The sequence below is a fragment of the Agrobacterium sp. NPDC058088 genome, assembly GCF_042885035.1.
In the GTDB taxonomy this organism is placed as follows: domain Bacteria; phylum Pseudomonadota; class Alphaproteobacteria; order Rhizobiales; family Rhizobiaceae; genus Agrobacterium.
On record NZ_JBHVSU010000015.1, the window covers coordinates 24343 to 40318 of the forward strand.

General features: G+C 53.4%; 23 protein-coding genes. 13 read left to right on the plus strand and 10 right to left on the minus strand.

Annotated features, from left to right (window positions below; all coding sequences use genetic code 11):
• Positions 1-223 precede the first annotated feature (223 nt).
• The 5 genes from ACFVTJ_RS23940 (at position 224) to ACFVTJ_RS23960 (ending at position 5786) form a co-directional block, all read left to right on the plus strand.
• Positions 224-1330 carry an IS110 family transposase gene (locus ACFVTJ_RS23940; RefSeq protein ID WP_386911054.1) on the plus strand — a complete coding sequence of 369 codons (1107 nt, stop codon included), beginning with the start codon at positions 224-226 and terminating at the stop codon, positions 1328-1330.
• A gap of 636 nt (positions 1331-1966) precedes the next feature.
• Positions 1967-2881: a nucleotidyltransferase and HEPN domain-containing protein gene (locus tag ACFVTJ_RS23945; protein ID WP_065660187.1), complete on the plus strand. Its 915-nt coding sequence runs from the start codon at positions 1967-1969 to the stop codon at positions 2879-2881.
• Between the two features lie 185 nt (positions 2882-3066).
• A complete protein-coding gene (locus tag ACFVTJ_RS23950; protein WP_386911055.1) occupies positions 3067-3375 on the plus strand; it encodes a mobilization protein in 309 nt (102 codons plus the stop codon).
• The gene (locus ACFVTJ_RS23955) at positions 3372-5036 is read left to right on the plus strand and encodes a type IV secretory system conjugative DNA transfer family protein (RefSeq protein ID WP_386911056.1); all 1665 of its coding nucleotides are present in this window, start codon (positions 3372-3374) and stop codon (positions 5034-5036) included. The genes ACFVTJ_RS23950 and ACFVTJ_RS23955 overlap by 4 nt, the downstream gene beginning before the upstream one ends.
• 519 nt (positions 5037-5555) lie before the next feature.
• A complete protein-coding gene (locus ACFVTJ_RS23960; protein WP_386911057.1) occupies positions 5556-5786 on the plus strand; it encodes a hypothetical protein in 231 nt (76 codons plus the stop codon).
• A 148-nt stretch (positions 5787-5934) separates the two neighbouring features.
• Here the strand turns inward: ACFVTJ_RS23960 and ACFVTJ_RS23965 are convergent, their stop codons facing one another.
• The 3 genes from ACFVTJ_RS23965 to ACFVTJ_RS23975 all read right to left on the minus strand — a co-directional run bounded on the left by ACFVTJ_RS23965 (position 5935) and on the right by ACFVTJ_RS23975 (position 7859).
• Complete coding sequence (locus ACFVTJ_RS23965; RefSeq protein WP_386911058.1) at positions 5935-6213, minus strand: helix-turn-helix transcriptional regulator; 279 nt, start codon at positions 6211-6213, stop codon at positions 5935-5937.
• Positions 6214-6230: 17 nt separating this feature from the next.
• The gene (locus ACFVTJ_RS23970; protein ID WP_386911059.1) at positions 6231-7553 is read right to left on the minus strand and encodes a type II toxin-antitoxin system HipA family toxin; all 1323 of its coding nucleotides are present in this window, start codon (positions 7551-7553) and stop codon (positions 6231-6233) included.
• A gap of 78 nt (positions 7554-7631) precedes the next feature.
• Positions 7632-7859, minus strand: a complete 228-nt coding sequence (locus tag ACFVTJ_RS23975) for a hypothetical protein (RefSeq protein ID WP_386911069.1) — start codon at positions 7857-7859, stop codon at positions 7632-7634.
• On the opposite strand from ACFVTJ_RS23975, the gene ACFVTJ_RS23980 reads away from it, so the two are divergent.
• From ACFVTJ_RS23980 to ACFVTJ_RS23990, 3 genes are all read left to right on the plus strand, one after another.
• Complete coding sequence (locus ACFVTJ_RS23980) at positions 7809-7937, plus strand: HipA domain-containing protein (RefSeq protein WP_386911067.1); 129 nt, start codon at positions 7809-7811, stop codon at positions 7935-7937. The two genes, ACFVTJ_RS23975 and ACFVTJ_RS23980, sit on opposite strands and share 51 nt — an antisense overlap.
• A gap of 398 nt (positions 7938-8335) precedes the next feature.
• Entirely contained in the window at positions 8336-9025 is a 690-nt protein-coding gene (locus ACFVTJ_RS23985) for a hypothetical protein (protein ID WP_386911060.1), read from the plus strand.
• A 116-nt stretch (positions 9026-9141) separates the two neighbouring features.
• Positions 9142-9408 carry a type II toxin-antitoxin system prevent-host-death family antitoxin gene (locus tag ACFVTJ_RS23990; RefSeq protein WP_386911061.1) on the plus strand — a complete coding sequence of 89 codons (267 nt, stop codon included), beginning with the start codon at positions 9142-9144 and terminating at the stop codon, positions 9406-9408.
• Positions 9409-9525: 117 nt separating this feature from the next.
• On the opposite strand, the gene ACFVTJ_RS23995 is transcribed toward ACFVTJ_RS23990, so the two are convergent.
• Positions 9526-9894, minus strand: a complete 369-nt coding sequence (locus ACFVTJ_RS23995) for a hypothetical protein (protein WP_004444360.1) — start codon at positions 9892-9894, stop codon at positions 9526-9528.
• A complete protein-coding gene (locus tag ACFVTJ_RS24000) occupies positions 9891-10181 on the minus strand; it encodes a DUF6516 family protein (protein WP_386911062.1) in 291 nt (96 codons plus the stop codon). Before ACFVTJ_RS24000 ends, ACFVTJ_RS23995 begins: the two co-directional genes overlap by 4 nt.
• Before the next feature lie 986 nt (positions 10182-11167).
• Here ACFVTJ_RS24000 and ACFVTJ_RS24005 point away from each other — a divergent pair.
• Both ACFVTJ_RS24005 and ACFVTJ_RS24010 read left to right on the plus strand, forming a co-directional pair.
• Positions 11168-11458 carry a DUF6516 family protein gene (locus ACFVTJ_RS24005; RefSeq protein WP_386911062.1) on the plus strand — a complete coding sequence of 97 codons (291 nt, stop codon included), beginning with the start codon at positions 11168-11170 and terminating at the stop codon, positions 11456-11458.
• Positions 11455-11823: a hypothetical protein gene (locus ACFVTJ_RS24010; protein ID WP_004444360.1), complete on the plus strand. Its 369-nt coding sequence runs from the start codon at positions 11455-11457 to the stop codon at positions 11821-11823. The genes ACFVTJ_RS24005 and ACFVTJ_RS24010 overlap by 4 nt, the downstream gene beginning before the upstream one ends.
• A gap of 117 nt (positions 11824-11940) precedes the next feature.
• Here the strand turns inward: ACFVTJ_RS24010 and ACFVTJ_RS24015 are convergent, their stop codons facing one another.
• The 4 genes from ACFVTJ_RS24015 to ACFVTJ_RS24030 all read right to left on the minus strand — a co-directional run bounded on the left by ACFVTJ_RS24015 (position 11941) and on the right by ACFVTJ_RS24030 (position 13540).
• Complete coding sequence (locus tag ACFVTJ_RS24015; RefSeq protein WP_386911061.1) at positions 11941-12207, minus strand: type II toxin-antitoxin system prevent-host-death family antitoxin; 267 nt, start codon at positions 12205-12207, stop codon at positions 11941-11943.
• A 116-nt stretch (positions 12208-12323) separates the two neighbouring features.
• Positions 12324-12617, minus strand: coding sequence for a hypothetical protein (locus ACFVTJ_RS24020; RefSeq protein ID WP_386911063.1), 294 nt, complete (start codon positions 12615-12617; stop codon positions 12324-12326).
• 6 nt (positions 12618-12623) lie between these two features.
• Positions 12624-13013, minus strand: coding sequence for a hypothetical protein (locus tag ACFVTJ_RS24025; RefSeq protein WP_386911064.1), 390 nt, complete (start codon positions 13011-13013; stop codon positions 12624-12626).
• Positions 13014-13411: 398 nt separating this feature from the next.
• On the minus strand, positions 13412-13540 hold the full coding sequence (locus ACFVTJ_RS24030; protein WP_386911068.1) for a HipA domain-containing protein: 129 nt from the start codon (positions 13538-13540) through the stop codon (positions 13412-13414).
• On the opposite strand from ACFVTJ_RS24030, the gene ACFVTJ_RS24035 reads away from it, so the two are divergent.
• The 3 genes from ACFVTJ_RS24035 to ACFVTJ_RS24045 all read left to right on the plus strand — a co-directional run bounded on the left by ACFVTJ_RS24035 (position 13490) and on the right by ACFVTJ_RS24045 (position 15414).
• Entirely contained in the window at positions 13490-13717 is a 228-nt protein-coding gene (locus ACFVTJ_RS24035; RefSeq protein WP_386911069.1) for a hypothetical protein, read from the plus strand. The two genes, ACFVTJ_RS24030 and ACFVTJ_RS24035, sit on opposite strands and share 51 nt — an antisense overlap.
• A 78-nt stretch (positions 13718-13795) precedes the next feature.
• The gene (locus ACFVTJ_RS24040) at positions 13796-15118 is read left to right on the plus strand and encodes a type II toxin-antitoxin system HipA family toxin (protein ID WP_386911059.1); all 1323 of its coding nucleotides are present in this window, start codon (positions 13796-13798) and stop codon (positions 15116-15118) included.
• Between the two features lie 17 nt (positions 15119-15135).
• Complete coding sequence (locus tag ACFVTJ_RS24045; RefSeq protein ID WP_386911058.1) at positions 15136-15414, plus strand: helix-turn-helix transcriptional regulator; 279 nt, start codon at positions 15136-15138, stop codon at positions 15412-15414.
• Positions 15415-15562: 148 nt separating this feature from the next.
• Here the strand turns inward: ACFVTJ_RS24045 and ACFVTJ_RS24050 are convergent, their stop codons facing one another.
• Positions 15563-15793 carry a hypothetical protein gene (locus ACFVTJ_RS24050; protein WP_386911057.1) on the minus strand — a complete coding sequence of 77 codons (231 nt, stop codon included), beginning with the start codon at positions 15791-15793 and terminating at the stop codon, positions 15563-15565.
• Positions 15794-15976 lie beyond the last annotated feature (183 nt).

Sequence of the window (15976 nt, forward strand, 5' to 3'; positions counted from 1 at the left end):
CCGGTGGCGAGGTTAGCAACATCGAAGAGGCATTTCGACTACTAAAAGTAGTGGTCGAATAAAGACAATCTCGCGTTTTCGGATAGGTGCCAAACGCATCGGTTTGAAGAGGAAAATTCCCGCGCTGAAAAATGGGGCATTCGGTCAGGTCGATGTCCGCGGACATCAAGGCTTGGATCTATGGGCTCTCCGAGGCCTGAACGAAAAGCGAAGGCGGCGCCGTGTGCTTCGCGTCATCAATTTGAAATCGAGCAATGATATCGTGGCATCGATCCCGAAGGTCTCAAGAGAGCGGCCGATGCAGGACGTGGCGACGGTAGGGCTTGATATAGCCAAGCAGGTTTTCCAGGCGCATGGAGCAGATGCGAGCGGAGAAACCCTTTTCAATAAGCAGATCAAACGAGAGAACGTTCTGGAGTTTTTCAGCAAGCTCAAGCCATGCCTGATCGGAATAGAGTCCTGCGCTACAAGTTATTATTGGGCACGGCAGCTAGTAGAGTTCGGTCATGACGTCCGCTTGATCCATACCAGTTACGTGAAGCCGTTCGTGAAACGGGGCAAAACTGATGCCAATGATGCAGAGGCGATCAATGTTGCGCTTACGCAAAAAACAATGCGCTTCGTACCGGTCAAAACCCTAAACCAACAAGCGGCGATTACGAGTTTTCGAACTCGCAGCCTTTTTGTTTCACAGCGCACGCAACTCGTAAACGCGCTGCGGGGGCACCTAGCGGAGGCCGGCCTGGTAACGGCAAAGGGCATTCAAAATTATTCTAGATTACTCAAATTGATGGAAAGTGCAGCAGATACCGTCCTGCCTACCGTTATGAAACAAGCTCTCACCGACATTTGCGACCAGATACGTCGATTGAATGATTTGGTCAAGAAACTAGACAAGGAGATTGAGCGACGTGTCAAACACGATGAGAACGCGTGTAGGCTTCTGACGATACCTGGTGTTGGCCCGAAAACTGCGATGTGCGTCATTGCGATAGTTCCGGATATCCATCGGTTTCCCTCTGCTCGCCATTTCTCTTCATGGCTGGGTCTTACTCCTCGCACGCATTCAAGCGGAGGCCGTTCGGTTTTAGGGCACATTACGAAAATGGGGAATAGCGAACTCCGAACGATGCTTTATCTCGGGGGCACAGCAATCATGATGCGAGATAACAAAACTCCAATCGGTCGTTGGGCCGGTCGATTGCGCGCGAGACGACCGTACAAAGTTGCCGTTATCGCTGTGGCAAATCGTATAGCGCGCATCATTTGGGCTCTTTTGACAATTGGGGGAGTTTACGATCCGACATACGGCCGAGAAGCCTCAGCGTGACGCAGTGATAATCTTGGGCGTTTGAATAGGTGGTGGTCGGCGGTAAGCTAACGGGTAGCGTACTAGAGAGCGAATTGTCCGAATCATGAGATGTACCTCGAGTACGGGCCTGTTGTAGGGATTTGCTCTGCGTTTGAAGGGGTGGCAATCGTAACAGGTCAAGCCGTGATAATTGCTGCAGCGCTTACGATGCTCTTGCCTTCGGTCTTCCATCTAGCGGGCCGCTTCAACCAAAGGGGGCGGCCCGCACTCCTGTCTGAATGGTGATGGCCGCCTCCATGAGGTGAGCGGCAGTGCAGGCGGGCATCTGGCTGCAGCGGTTGGACAGGGTGCGTCGTTAACGGTCCTTCGTCACCTCTACGCTCCACTCTGTCGGCCACGGTATGGCGCCCGGAGCGCCTGCGATTGGGAAACAACCGGGAAGCGATATGCAACCTAGGATAAAGTACCATTGAATGTTCGCTATTGAGGAATGAAGGTATTCCAATACCATATGCGCAAATCAGAGCCGTTTGCCCCAAGATCAAATGTGCATCGTCCAGAAAGACAGGCATTCGCTTGGTGGCTACCAAAAATCGAAGTTTCAAAGGCCTCTGGAATGGCCCATACAGGACACCGTCGATAAGCGGAGCAGACATGAAGACCAGCCTTGAACATTTGCCAGAACGAAAGCAACGCGAGCTCGCGCGCGTCGTCGGAATTATTCAGGAAGAGTTTGCTGATCTGGTGGAGCGCTCGAAGTCTGACGCCAAGAAGGATGGACGGATTTTCAAAATCATTCTGTTCGGTTCCTACGCACGTGGCACCTGGGTGGATGAACCGCATACGTCGAAAGGTTACCGATCGGATTTCGATATCCTCGTCATCGTCAGCAACAAGGAACTTGCCGATCCCAAATACTGGGACAAGACAACAGACCGGCTGATGTGGGACAAGGAGATCGAGACGCCGGTTAGCCTGATCGTGCACGGCGCTCGCGAGATCAGCAATTTCCTGCAGGAAGGGCAATACTTCTTCAGCGATATTCGACGTGATGGCATTGCTCTCTACGAACTCGACGATAGGGAACTCGCCGAGCCAAAGAGTCTCACGGGCGAGCAGGCATATGAGCTGGCAAAAAGACATTATGCCAGCCGCCTCGGTGTCGTTGACAGTTTTATAGACCACACGCTCTTTGCTCTGCAGAAGCACAACGCAAAGAGCGCAGCTTTCATGCTGCATCAATCCATAGAGCAGGCCTATTCCACTCTGCTTTTGACCCTCACCAACTACAGCCCTGCCAGCCATAATCTGAAATTTTTGCGAGGGCTGGCTGAAGGGCAGGATATCCGCCTCGCCGAGGCCTGGCCGCGGGATCACCATCGGTTTCAGTCGTGGTTCAACACGCTGAACGAAGCCTATGTGAAGGCCCGCTACTCCGATCATTATGAAATTACCGAGGAGGCTCTGACCTGGCTGACTGCCAGAACGTCCATCCTCTACGAGCTCGTCAACACGGTCTGCCGCGAGCACATCGAAAAGCTCGAACAGGCCGCGAAAGCCAGCGACTGAGCTTCACCGGTGACACAACAATCCTTAGCTCAGATAGCAGCCACCACAGCGTCATGAACCATAGGGTCCAACCTCAACTTTCAATCGCTATGTCGATCTCCTCATAGAAACTGGTCTGTCTTCCGGGAGCAAAGCCGCAGTCAACAGCGGCAGTTCCGGTGCGACCGCAATCGAAAGGAACAATCGTGGCAAGGAAAACAATCGAACAGCGCCTGGCTGAACTGGAGGCGCAGCGGTCTGCATTGAAGGCCCGACTTTCGAAAACCGAGCGTAACAACGATATGCGTCGCAAGGTCCTGATCGGCTCGCTCGTCCTGCATCACCTGGAGACTTCGAATGATCAGGAGTTCAGCAAACAACTCGGTGAATGGCTGCGCCGCGAACTGCCAGGGTTTCTGAAACGCGATAATGACAAGGCGCTGTTTGTCGATCTGATCGGACCAGGACTGACAAACAAGGGAGAGGGTGGCGAAAGCGCGAAAGGGTATTCATGAACCGGTTGCGACTTTCTCGGGACGCATTCAAAAACATGATGCGAGCCGCCGCGCGTGATCCGCTTTGGGCATTTCTGGCTTTGATCACCATGCCCTTCCGGATCTGGAAACGGCTTCTTGGATTTATGTTCATCCTGTTCAACGTCACCTTTGTGATCGGCATGGGTGGCGGTCATTTCCTCGAGCAAACGGGTTTCGAGCGGGGCTCGCTTGTCCACATCATCCCGGGTCTCTTAACCCTGCTGGCGCTTGCCGTTATCACCTTCTGGTTCATCACCACCCCACTGATTTTGCATTTCGGGGAGAATGACGATGAGACCCATGGCTCCGCCCGCTTTGCGACAAACAAGGAGATAGCCGCTCTCACCTCATCCGGTTCAGGCCTTCTGATTGGTCGTGATACGAAAACGGGCAAGCCCCTGCGCTATGATGGCCCTGCCCATCTCCTGACGATGGCACCGACGCGTACCGGCAAGGGTGTGGGCACGATCATCCCGAACCTGCTGACTGCCGACCGTTCCGTGATCTGTGTCGATCCAAAAGGCGAGAATGCGAGGATCACCGGCCGTGCTCGTCAAAAATTCGGGCCCGTCCATGTGCTCGATCCTTTCGGGATCACCGGCAGACCCTCGGCAGCCTTCAATCCGCTGGCCATGCTTGATCCCCAAAACCTCGATGTCGCGGAAGATGCGAGTACCCTTGCCGACGCTCTCGTGTTCGACGAACCGGGAATGGCGGGGGAGGCGCATTGGAACGAGGAGGCAAAAGCGCTGATTGCCGGATTGCTGCTCGAGATCGTTTCGACGGAGCCTTTGCGATTCCGGCACCTTGCAACACTTCGCGAGTATCTCACCCTTGCTCCGGAACAGTTTGTAGCGCTGCTGAAACGGATGCAGGACAGTGATGCGGCAAGAGGTCTTGTCGCCCGCGCCGCAAACCGCCACCTCGGAAAATCCGATCGCGAAGCTGCAGGCGTTTTGTCGGCAGCCCAGCGCCATACGCATTTCCTCGATTCACCGCGCATGACGACCGTCCTCAGCCGCTCGGATTTCCGGTTTGCCGATCTCAAGCGCAGCAACATGACGGTGTTCCTCGTGCTTCCGCCTGATCGTCTCTCGACCTATTCGCGCTGGCTGCGCCTGCTTGTTTCCCAAAGCCTGCTCGAAATGGCTCGCGATCCGACAAAGCCAGCGACACCGGTTCTTTATCTGCTCGATGAGTTCGCATCGCTTGGGCACTTAGCACCAGTCGAACGCGCGATGGGTCTGATGGCGGGGTATGGTGTCCAGCTTTGGCCCATCCTTCAGGACATCCATCAACTGCGTGCCACGTACGGTCACCGCGCCGGAACTTTTTTGTCAAACGCCGGCGTGCTACAGGTTTTTGGCGTCAATGATCATGATAGCGCCCGCCTCATCTCTGACTTGCTCGGACAGGAGACAGTCGTGTTCCAGACAATGGCGAGAGCGCTTGATTCCGATAAGACCGGGATTTCCTATAGCCAACAGCATACCGGCCGGCCGCTGCTTACCCCTGATGAGGTACGCAATCTGCCGGCGAACGGACAACTGCTGTTCCTTGCCGGACAGCGGCCAGTTTTTGCCGACAAGCTTGCCTATTTTGCCGACCCGGAGTTCAGGGAGATGTTCGACCTGGTCTGACGGGAACGGGACAAAAGGCAGATCGGCAACCCGTCACACTATCGTACGCGCGGCCGTCAAGCAATCTTGACCGTAGCGGGAAGTGGAGATGGCCAGATAAGCCCCGAGAACAGGCGTCCACGGCAACGGAATATGGGAGCGGTGAACAAGCCTGTCCCGACGGGAACGCGCTCCCCAAAGCGCCGAAGTGAGCGGCAGGACGGGGGTGCGTCTTGCTGTGAAGGAATAAAAGTGGAGTCTTGCTGCGTGTTTTCAACGACAACGACCATGAAAGCGTCCGCTGTATCGTTGGCGCGGCCCGGATCGGGATGGGCGAAACAGGCCGGAGCTATAGAGGACTGCTCTATTCACGGTTCTCTCGTGCTAGGCGAGACAGCCGATATTTTTAGGAGCGCATATGATCCGTGTTACGACATAGCGGGCTCTGGATCGATTGCGTATACCTACACCCAGGAAGGATTGAATTTCGGCGTCCGTGAAAAGGAACTGCCGGAAGTCTTCGCCACCTAGGAATATCAGGTGCTGCTCGTTGCCGAGAACTATCAGACGGGCTTCGATGAACCCTTGCTGCACACGACGTATGTCGACCGGCGACTGGCTGGTATCCAGGCGGTGCAAACGCTGTCCCGCCTCAACCGCATTCATCTGCTGAAGGAAGACACATTCGTTCTCGATTTCGTCAACGAGAGGGATGAAATTCGCCAGGCCTTCAAGACCTATTATGAATGCGCGGAGATCGGTGTCCTCTGAAGCGCATCGGAAGCTTCGACTTACAGATCCAACGGGATTGGGCGGCGAGCTGCATGATGCCAAGACCTAGTTTACAGCGTGCATTTTCAGGTTGCCTTTGCTGATGTGCCGGGACCGCCTGCCTGGCGTGCTAGCAAGGATGATGAGTTCAACCGCCTTTGGGTACAAAACCCACTCCAAAACCGAACAGTCGCCCAATCTTCTCCAACGTCTCCAATGTTGGATTTCCCGCACCAGCTTCAATCTCCGCAACTTGGCGCCTAGTAAGCGACAAGGTCTTTGCAAACTCTGCCTGCGTCATGCCGAACCCTTTGCGGATTTCGACAACCGCTTCAGGTAACCTCAAGTCGCCAGTCCGAGCCCGTTCCGCCAGTGTTCGCCGGTTCTCAAGAATTTCCTCTTTCGTTGGCTTTCTCCATCGAGCCATTTAGCTGTCCTCCGGCATCACTGGCACGCCGCCAGAACGCTCTCCGCGATTTCAATGCAGCGGCCCATTGCACGCTCCAGAATTTCCAGAGACCCACCCATATCTTTCGCCATAGCCGGCGTTTGCTGGAGGTAACCGGCAAACACGGAAAACTCAGCTGCGAGCGCATTCTGCTCATCAGGATCAGGGATCAGTTCAGCGCAAATGCGTTTCCAATCGGGAAGGTGATCGCGACCACCGTCCCGCATCATGGCCCAGCGGGTGGAACGAACGATCCCCTCTTTGGCAAGCCGCATTGGCGCGAAATCAAAGAGCGGAGACAGGCGGATCGTGCCGTCCTGGTGCTTACTCAGTGCAGAATTTTGGCCGTGATTATCGGGATTGCCGAGCGCCAAATTGGCGATGTCCCGCTTCAGGTATTCGACAATGTCCGCGAAGGGATTAGCAGAATATTGGCGCAAAACGTCGATGTAGGCCTCGTGCGAGCCGACATGACCGAAATCAGCAACGCCGATCGCGGATACCAGGCTTTCTTGGCCCAGCCTAACGGTTCCGCCACCTTCTTTCTTCTTCCGGTCGAACCGAGGAATGATCAGGACACTTTCGGCATAGGTCGAAGGTTCGTGCACATTCAGGCCGATCTCTTGAGCGATCCGCGAATAGAGAGCTTCGCCTTCGAGTATAAGGCGGTCCACGGGCTCGTTGCTGCGGACCAGCTTGACAATGACGTGGCGCACGGCCTCATCGTCAGTTACGAAGCTGTCGGGATAATAGAGACCGTCCTTCGCTTGGGTCATCGAGACCTTAGGCCATTCGCCTTGCAGGCCACTTGAGCCAGAGGCGAGCATTCCGAAGCGATCGGCGACTTCCATGAAACGATCGGAGCGCTCAAGGATTTCCGCTTCTGTCACCCCTTGGCGCTCAACACCGCGCAATCGTTCCGTCTCGGCCTCTGCCGCTTCTTTGATCCGGATATTACCTATGCCGCCCGTTGCCGATCGCAGAAGCAGCGGGAGATCAGAAGCGCGCGAGCCTTCAGCAAGACTGAGATGCTCGGCAAGATTTCGCCTTGCATGCCCCTGGGGCATAAGATCCAAGAGGAAGGGCGGCCAGCTGCGGCTATATCGATTTTCGAGATCAACGGGATATCGGACAGATAACGCGCGATGGTCGCGAACCGTTTTTCCACCCGCGAACTCCGCAGATGCAACTGTGACGAAATAGTCGAGATCGTAATCGACGATGGACGCGCCCTGGAAGCCGGCCGCGTCATCCTTAAGTTCCAGCGTCGCGGCGTGGTGCCACTGGCCATAAAAATGGGTTTGGAGCGTTAGGCGCATTAATTGACCCTTTCAATGGTTCAATTAATGCATATTTTCGTTTTATTCAACCCATCAAAGTGGGTTGAATAACTGCCTTCAGAAATGCCAGCTACCGAAACGATCATTGAAACTTCTGATCCGGCTGACCATCTTCCGGCCGCTCAACGCATTGCCGCAAGCGAACAGAATAAGCGGCAGGCTGAGCACTGGTGTCATCCAAGCTTCGGAACCGCTACTCACATAATGACCCGGGACGCTACGGAAGTCCTGAAGATGTTCCGAAACATGGTGTTCAATGTCTATGCCAGAAATCGCGACGATCATGCGAAGAACCACGCCTTTCTTATGGACGTGAATGGCCGCTGGTCTCTGGCGCCCGCATACGATCTTACTTTTTCGTAGGATCAGGTGGAGAGCACAGCGCGGCAATAGCCGGGGAAGGCAGGAATCCCGGCATGTCCCACCTTCTGGCAGTCTCCAAAGGGGCCTCGATTTCTGATCAGGACGCACGGGAAGTTATAGAACAGGTTAGAGCGGCCGTAGACCGATGGCCTGAGTTTGCTGGGGAAGTTCAGTTATCCAGAACTCGGACCGCTGAACTCGACAGGTTCTTGAATGGTAATCGGCTGGCTTAAAGGCCGATGATCACCTTTGCCACGTTCGTTGTCGAAACCGACGATACGCCTGCCGTCCTTGCCATAAAACACTCGATACTCGAACAGTTGCGTCCTACCGCGAACGGGTTCCGGCACCTGTATAAAAAATCCTGAAACTTTCATAAATTGGAAGTATCAAGAATTATGTCTTCGTTGGTTGACCAGATTTCTGCAGCCGGATTGGCTGATCGTTTTCTGAATGACCGGCAACTCGCCGAGTTGCTGGGCGGCAGTGACGCGCGCCGTTATGGCCTTGTCAACCGCGCTTTGAAAGACGGGTCCCTCATCCGCCTGAAGCGTGGTTGTTATGTGCTGGCGCGACGCTATCGACGTGACCCGGTTCATCCGTTTGCCGTCGCCCAAAACCTCGTGCCGGGCAGCTATATCTCTTTCGAAACAGCACTGTCGTTTCGTGGATGGGTTCCGGAGGCGGTGTTTGTTACGGCCAGTGTTTCACCTGGACGCAAAAGCCAGGATTTTTCGACGCCCGGGTTCGGGACCTTTAGCTATCATCCTCTGGCGATCAACGATTATCGGTTCATGGCGAGTGTTGACCGTGTCCCGCTCAACGGATCGATTGCGTTCGTTGCTAGGCCTCTTCTTGCGCTTATGGATCTGGTGGCGCTCCGCAAGGTGGAGTGGAGCGGGCTTGAATGGCTGACGATTGGTATGAGGATTGAGGAAGATGCCCTTTTCGGATTGCGATGCAAGGATTTTGCTGCATTGAAGCCGGTGTACAGGCACAAGGCTGCAAATGCTTTTCTCCGGGCGTTGGAGGGTACAGCTTCACCTGTCAGACTATTGAGGGAAGACCTGTGGGCTGAGATTCAGTGAAAGGGGTGAAATTTATCACAGCGTTCAATTAATGCAGCATTTACAGGATTGCTGTATTTTATGGATTTACTTTTGTGACCGTCCTATCCTCGCGATTCAAGACGGGAGTGTATTTGATGGCAGGTTCAGGTAATTCCTACACCACGAGTGATCTTTCCAGGAAGTCGGGTGATATTATCGCTGAGGCGCTTCGTCATCCGGTGACGATCACCCAGCGCAACAAGCCTCGTCTGGTTCTTCTTAATATCGAGGATTATGAACGTTTGATGCGGCAGTCTGATCTGCGTGCGGTTGGCACTATTGATAATATGTCTGACGCTTTGCTAGAGGAATTTGAGGCCGCAGCCGACACTTATGCGGAAACTGAAGAGACGGTTCGGTGAACGGTTTCGATACGATCGAGACTGCAGTCGTAATCCGCTACCCTTATCTGTGGAGGGAGGCTTCCCGCGGTGAAACCGAAGGCTGGAAGCGGTGATGGTTTGCGTTGCGGCCCCTGATCAGGCTGCCGCTCTGAGGTCGAAATTCGCGTGGATGACTTCGTAGGGTACGTGAACCTTTCCGTCTTCGGTTTGTTCGAATATACCCCAGTCCGACAATGCGGACACGTCCTCGTGGACACGCTTAACGTCACGTTCGACGGATCGGGCAAGTCCGCGTATGCTCGATGGACCGATCTTCTGAAGATGTTCAATCAATTCCCACCTTTTGGGGGTGATGACAGAAAAAAGCTGTGCGGGCGACGAAAAGGTGAAGACTGCCACGGGTTCTGAGGGATTGCCTGAACGCATGGCGTTCGTTGCCCTTTCAAAAACCTCATTGAGGGCAGCTTCGCTGTCTGCTCTGATTTGAATCAAGGCTTCTCTCATGGCTTCTTCCTCCTCTTGATTATCTCCTTCCGAAAGTCGGACAGGAGGGCATCGGTCGTTGTGAACATGTAAGGATGCTCGTCGCCGTCGAGATGGCAATGATCGCCTTTGCCGCGTTCTTTGTCGAAACCGACGATGCGCCGACCATCCTTGCCAAAAAACAGTCGATACTTGAACAGGTGCGTGCTACCGGGAACGGGTTCTGGCACCTTCCACACGACGATCTCGACAATCGCACCATCTGGCAAAACAGTTTTCGAACGTTCCACAAGTACCGCGGCAATCATGTTGTTGTTTATGCCATCACAACACGCTGTTGTCAAGGATGCCAACGCGGCTTTGAGGTTGTTTTGGCGGCAGGTTGCAGGATGTTTATGCTTGGAATATTTTACTGATTTATCTGTTTTAAATACATATATTAGTATTTTTATACTTTCTTTAAGGAATAAATTACCGGTATTAACTTAAGTGAACGATCGCGGCGCGCTATTGGTTTGAGGGCAGGGGAGTGTCACTAGCAAACATATAATTTATGTAGGTGTGGCGCTAAAACATATAAATAGTGTAAGTAGACTGTTGCTGTGAAAAGTGGGGAGTTTGATTGGCGGATTTGGCTTGTTGTACGGGCGGGCAATTTGAACTGCCTGCAATCAAGTGATTTATATAGGTTTTTGCATGAAGGATGAATTATTTATTGGTGGAGCAGAGAGGGAATCTGATTATGAAGTGGGCTGAAAAGGCGATGAAAATTGGTAGCGATCAATCATAATAACAATATCATGATATTGTTATTATGATTGATCGCTACCAATTTTCATCGCCTTTTCAGCCCACTTCATAATCAGATTCCCTCTCTGCTCCACCAATAAATAATTCATCCTTCATGCAAAAACCTATATAAATCACTTGATTGCAGGCAGTTCAAATTGCCCGCCCGTACAACAAGCCAAATCCGCCAATCAAACTCCCCACTTTTCACAGCAACAGTCTACTTACACTATTTATATGTTTTAGCGCCACACCTACATAAATTATATGTTTGCTAGTGACACTCCCCTGCCCTCAAACCAATAGCGCGCCGCGATCGTTCACTTAAGTTAATACCGGTAATTTATTCCTTAAAGAAAGTATAAAAATACTAATATATGTATTTAAAACAGATAAATCAGTAAAATATTCCAAGCATAAACATCCTGCAACCTGCCGCCAAAACAACCTCAAAGCCGCGTTGGCATCCTTGACAACAGCGTGTTGTGATGGCATAAACAACAACATGATTGCCGCGGTACTTGTGGAACGTTCGAAAACTGTTTTGCCAGATGGTGCGATTGTCGAGATCGTCGTGTGGAAGGTGCCAGAACCCGTTCCCGGTAGCACGCACCTGTTCAAGTATCGACTGTTTTTTGGCAAGGATGGTCGGCGCATCGTCGGTTTCGACAAAGAACGCGGCAAAGGCGATCATTGCCATCTCGACGGCGACGAGCATCCTTACATGTTCACAACGACCGATGCCCTCCTGTCCGACTTTCGGAAGGAGATAATCAAGAGGAGGAAGAAGCCATGAGAGAAGCCTTGATTCAAATCAGAGCAGACAGCGAAGCTGCCCTCAATGAGGTTTTTGAAAGGGCAACGAACGCCATGCGTTCAGGCAATCCCTCAGAACCCGTGGCAGTCTTCACCTTTTCGTCGCCCGCACAGCTTTTTTCTGTCATCACCCCCAAAAGGTGGGAATTGATTGAACATCTTCAGAAGATCGGTCCATCGAGCATACGCGGACTTGCCCGATCCGTCGAACGTGACGTTAAGCGTGTCCACGAGGACGTGTCCGCATTGTCGGACTGGGGTATATTCGAACAAACCGAAGACGGAAAGGTTCACGTACCCTACGAAGTCATCCACGCGAATTTCGACCTCAGAGCGGCAGCCTGATCAGGGGCCGCAACGCAAACCATCACCGCTTCCAGCCTTCGGTTTCACCGCGGGAAGCCTCCCTCCACAGATAAGGGTAGCGGATTACGACTGCAGTCTCGATCGTATCGAAACCGTTCACCGAACCGTCTCTTCAGTTTCCGCATAAGTGTCGGCTGCGGCCTCAAATTCCTCTAGCAAAGCGTCAGACATATTATCAATAGTGCCAACCGCACGCAGATCAGACTGCCGCATCAAACGTTCATAATCCTCGATATTAAGAAGAACCAGACGAGGCTTGTTGCGCTGGGTGATCGTCACCGGATGACGAAGCGCCTCAGCGATAATATCACCCGACTTCCTGGAAAGATCACTCGTGGTGTAGGAATTACCTGAACCTGCCATCAAATACACTCCCGTCTTGAATCGCGAGGATAGGACGGTCACAAAAGTAAATCCATAAAATACAGCAATCCTGTAAATGCTGCATTAATTGAACGCTGTGATAAATTTCACCCCTTTCACTGAATCTCAGCCCACAGGTCTTCCCTCAATAGTCTGACAGGTGAAGCTGTACCCTCCAACGCCCGGAGAAAAGCATTTGCAGCCTTGTGCCTGTACACCGGCTTCAATGCAGCAAAATCCTTGCATCGCAATCCGAAAAGGGCATCTTCCTCAATCCTCATACCAATCGTCAGCCATTCAAGCCCGCTCCACTCCACCTTGCGGAGCGCCACCAGATCCATAAGCGCAAGAAGAGGCCTAGCAACGAACGCAATCGATCCGTTGAGCGGGACGCGGTCTACTCTCGCCATGTACCGCTAATCGTTGATCGCCTGAGGATGATGGCTAATGGTCCCGAAGCCGGGCGTGGAATAGTCCGGGCTGTTGCGTCCGGGTGAAACACTGGCCGTAACAAACACCGCCTCCGGAACCCATCCACGAAACGACAGTGCTGTTTCGAAAGAGATATAGCTGCCCGGCACGAGGTTTTGGGCGACGGCAAACGGATGAACCGGGTCACGTCGATAGCGTCGCGCCAGCACATAACAACCACGCTTCAGGCGGATGAGGGACCCGTCTTTCAAAGCGCGGTTGACAAGGCCATAACGGCGCGCGTCACTGCCGCCCAGCAACTCGGCGAGTTGCCGGTCATTCAGAAAACGATCAGCCAATCCGGCTGCAGAAATCTGGTCAACCAACGAAGACATAATTCTTGATACTTCCAATTTATGAAAGTTTCAGGATTTTTTATACAGGTGCCGGAACCCGTTCGCGGTAGGACGCAACTGTTCGAGTATCGAGTGTTTTATGGCAAGGACGGCAGGCGTATCGTCGGTTTCGACAACGAACGTGGCAAAGGTGATCATCGGCCTTTAAGCCAGCCGATTACCATTCAAGAACCTGTCGAGTTCAGCGGTCCGAGTTCTGGATAACTGAACTTCCCCAGCAAACTCAGGCCATCGGTCTACGGCCGCTCTAACCTGTTCTATAACTTCCCGTGCGTCCTGATCAGAAATCGAGGCCCCTTTGGAGACTGCCAGAAGGTGGGACATGCCGGGATTCCTGCCTTCCCCGGCTATTGCCGCGCTGTGCTCTCCACCTGATCCTACGAAAAAGTAAGATCGTATGCGGGCGCCAGAGACCAGCGGCCATTCACGTCCATAAGCAAGGCGTGGTTCTTCGCATGATCGTCGCGATTTCTGGCATAGACATTGAACACCATGTTTCGGAACATCTTCAGGACTTCCGTAGCGTCCCGGGTCATTATGTGAGTAGCGGTTCCGAAGCTTGGATGACACCAGTGCTCAGCCTGCCGCTTATTCTGTTCGCTTGCGGCAATGCGTTGAGCGGCCGGAAGATGGTCAGCCGGATCAGAAGTTTCAATGATCGTTTCGGTAGCTGGCATTTCTGAAGGCAGTTATTCAACCCACTTTGATGGGTTGAATAAAACGAAAATATGCATTAATTGAACCATTGAAAGGGTCAATTAATGCGCCTAACGCTCCAAACCCATTTTTATGGCCAGTGGCACCACGCCGCGACGCTGGAACTTAAGGATGACGCGGCCGGCTTCCAGGGCGCGTCCATCGTCGATTACGATCTCGACTATTTCGTCACAGTTGCATCTGCGGAGTTCGCGGGTGGAAAAACGGTTCGCGACCATCGCGCGTTATCTGTCCGATATCCCGTTGATCTCGAAAATCGATATAGCCGCAGCTGGCCGCCCTTCCTCTTGGATCTTATGCCCCAGGGGCATGCAAGGCGAAATCTTGCCGAGCATCTCAGTCTTGCTGAAGGCTCGCGCGCTTCTGATCTCCCGCTGCTTCTGCGATCGGCAACGGGCGGCATAGGTAATATCCGGATCAAAGAAGCGGCAGAGGCCGAGACGGAACGATTGCGCGGTGTTGAGCGCCAAGGGGTGACAGAAGCGGAAATCCTTGAGCGCTCCGATCGTTTCATGGAAGTCGCCGATCGCTTCGGAATGCTCGCCTCTGGCTCAAGTGGCCTGCAAGGCGAATGGCCTAAGGTCTCGATGACCCAAGCGAAGGACGGTCTCTATTATCCCGACAGCTTCGTAACTGACGATGAGGCCGTGCGCCACGTCATTGTCAAGCTGGTCCGCAGCAACGAGCCCGTGGACCGCCTTATACTCGAAGGCGAAGCTCTCTATTCGCGGATCGCTCAAGAGATCGGCCTGAATGTGCACGAACCTTCGACCTATGCCGAAAGTGTCCTGATCATTCCTCGGTTCGACCGGAAGAAGAAAGAAGGTGGCGGAACCGTTAGGCTGGGCCAAGAAAGCCTGGTATCCGCGATCGGCGTTGCTGATTTCGGTCATGTCGGCTCGCACGAGGCCTACATCGACGTTTTGCGCCAATATTCTGCTAATCCCTTCGCGGACATTGTCGAATACCTGAAGCGGGACATCGCCAATTTGGCGCTCGGCAATCCCGATAATCACGGCCAAAATTCTGCACTGAGTAAGCACCAGGACGGCACGATCCGCCTGTCTCCGCTCTTTGATTTCGCGCCAATGCGGCTTGCCAAAGAGGGGATCGTTCGTTCCACCCGCTGGGCCATGATGCGGGACGGTGGTCGCGATCACCTTCCCGATTGGAAACGCATTTGCGCTGAACTGATCCCTGATCCTGATGAGCAGAATGCGCTCGCAGCTGAGTTTTCCGTGTTTGCCGGTTACCTCCAGCAAACGCCGGCTATGGCGAAAGATATGGGTGGGTCTCTGGAAATTCTGGAGCGTGCAATGGGCCGCTGCATTGAAATCGCGGAGAGCGTTCTGGCGGCGTGCCAGTGATGCCGGAGGACAGCTAAATGGCTCGATGGAGAAAGCCAACGAAAGAGGAAATTCTTGAGAACCGGCGAACACTGGCGGAACGGGCTCGGACTGGCGACTTGAGGTTACCTGAAGCGGTTGTCGAAATCCGCAAAGGGTTCGGCATGACGCAGGCAGAGTTTGCAAAGACCTTGTCGCTTACTAGGCGCCAAGTTGCGGAGATTGAAGCTGGTGCGGGAAATCCAACATTGGAGACGTTGGAGAAGATTGGGCGACTGTTCGGTTTTGGAGTGGGTTTTGTACCCAAAGGCGGTTGAACTCATCATCCTTGCTAGCACGCCAGGCAGGCGGTCCCGGCACATCAGCAAAGGCAACCTGAAAATGCACGCTGTAAACTAGGTCTTGGCATCATGCAGCTCGCCGCCCAATCCCGTTGGATCTGTAAGTCGAAGCTTCCGATGCGCTTCAGAGGACACCGATCTCCGCGCATTCATAATAGGTCTTGAAGGCCTGGCGAATTTCATCCCTCTCGTTGACGAAATCGAGAACGAATGTGTCTTCCTTCAGCAGATGAATGCGGTTGAGGCGGGACAGCGTTTGCACCGCCTGGATACCAGCCAGTCGCCGGTCGACATACGTCGTGTGCAGCAAGGGTTCATCGAAGCCCGTCTGATAGTTCTCGGCAACGAGCAGCACCTGATATTCCTAGGTGGCGAAGACTTCCGGCAGTTCCTTTTCACGGACGCCGAAATTCAATCCTTCCTGGGTGTAGGTATACGCAATCGATCCAGAGCCCGCTATGTCGTAACACGGATCATATGCGCTCCTAAAAATATCGGCTGTCTCGCCTAGCACGAGAGAACCGTGAATAGAGCAGTC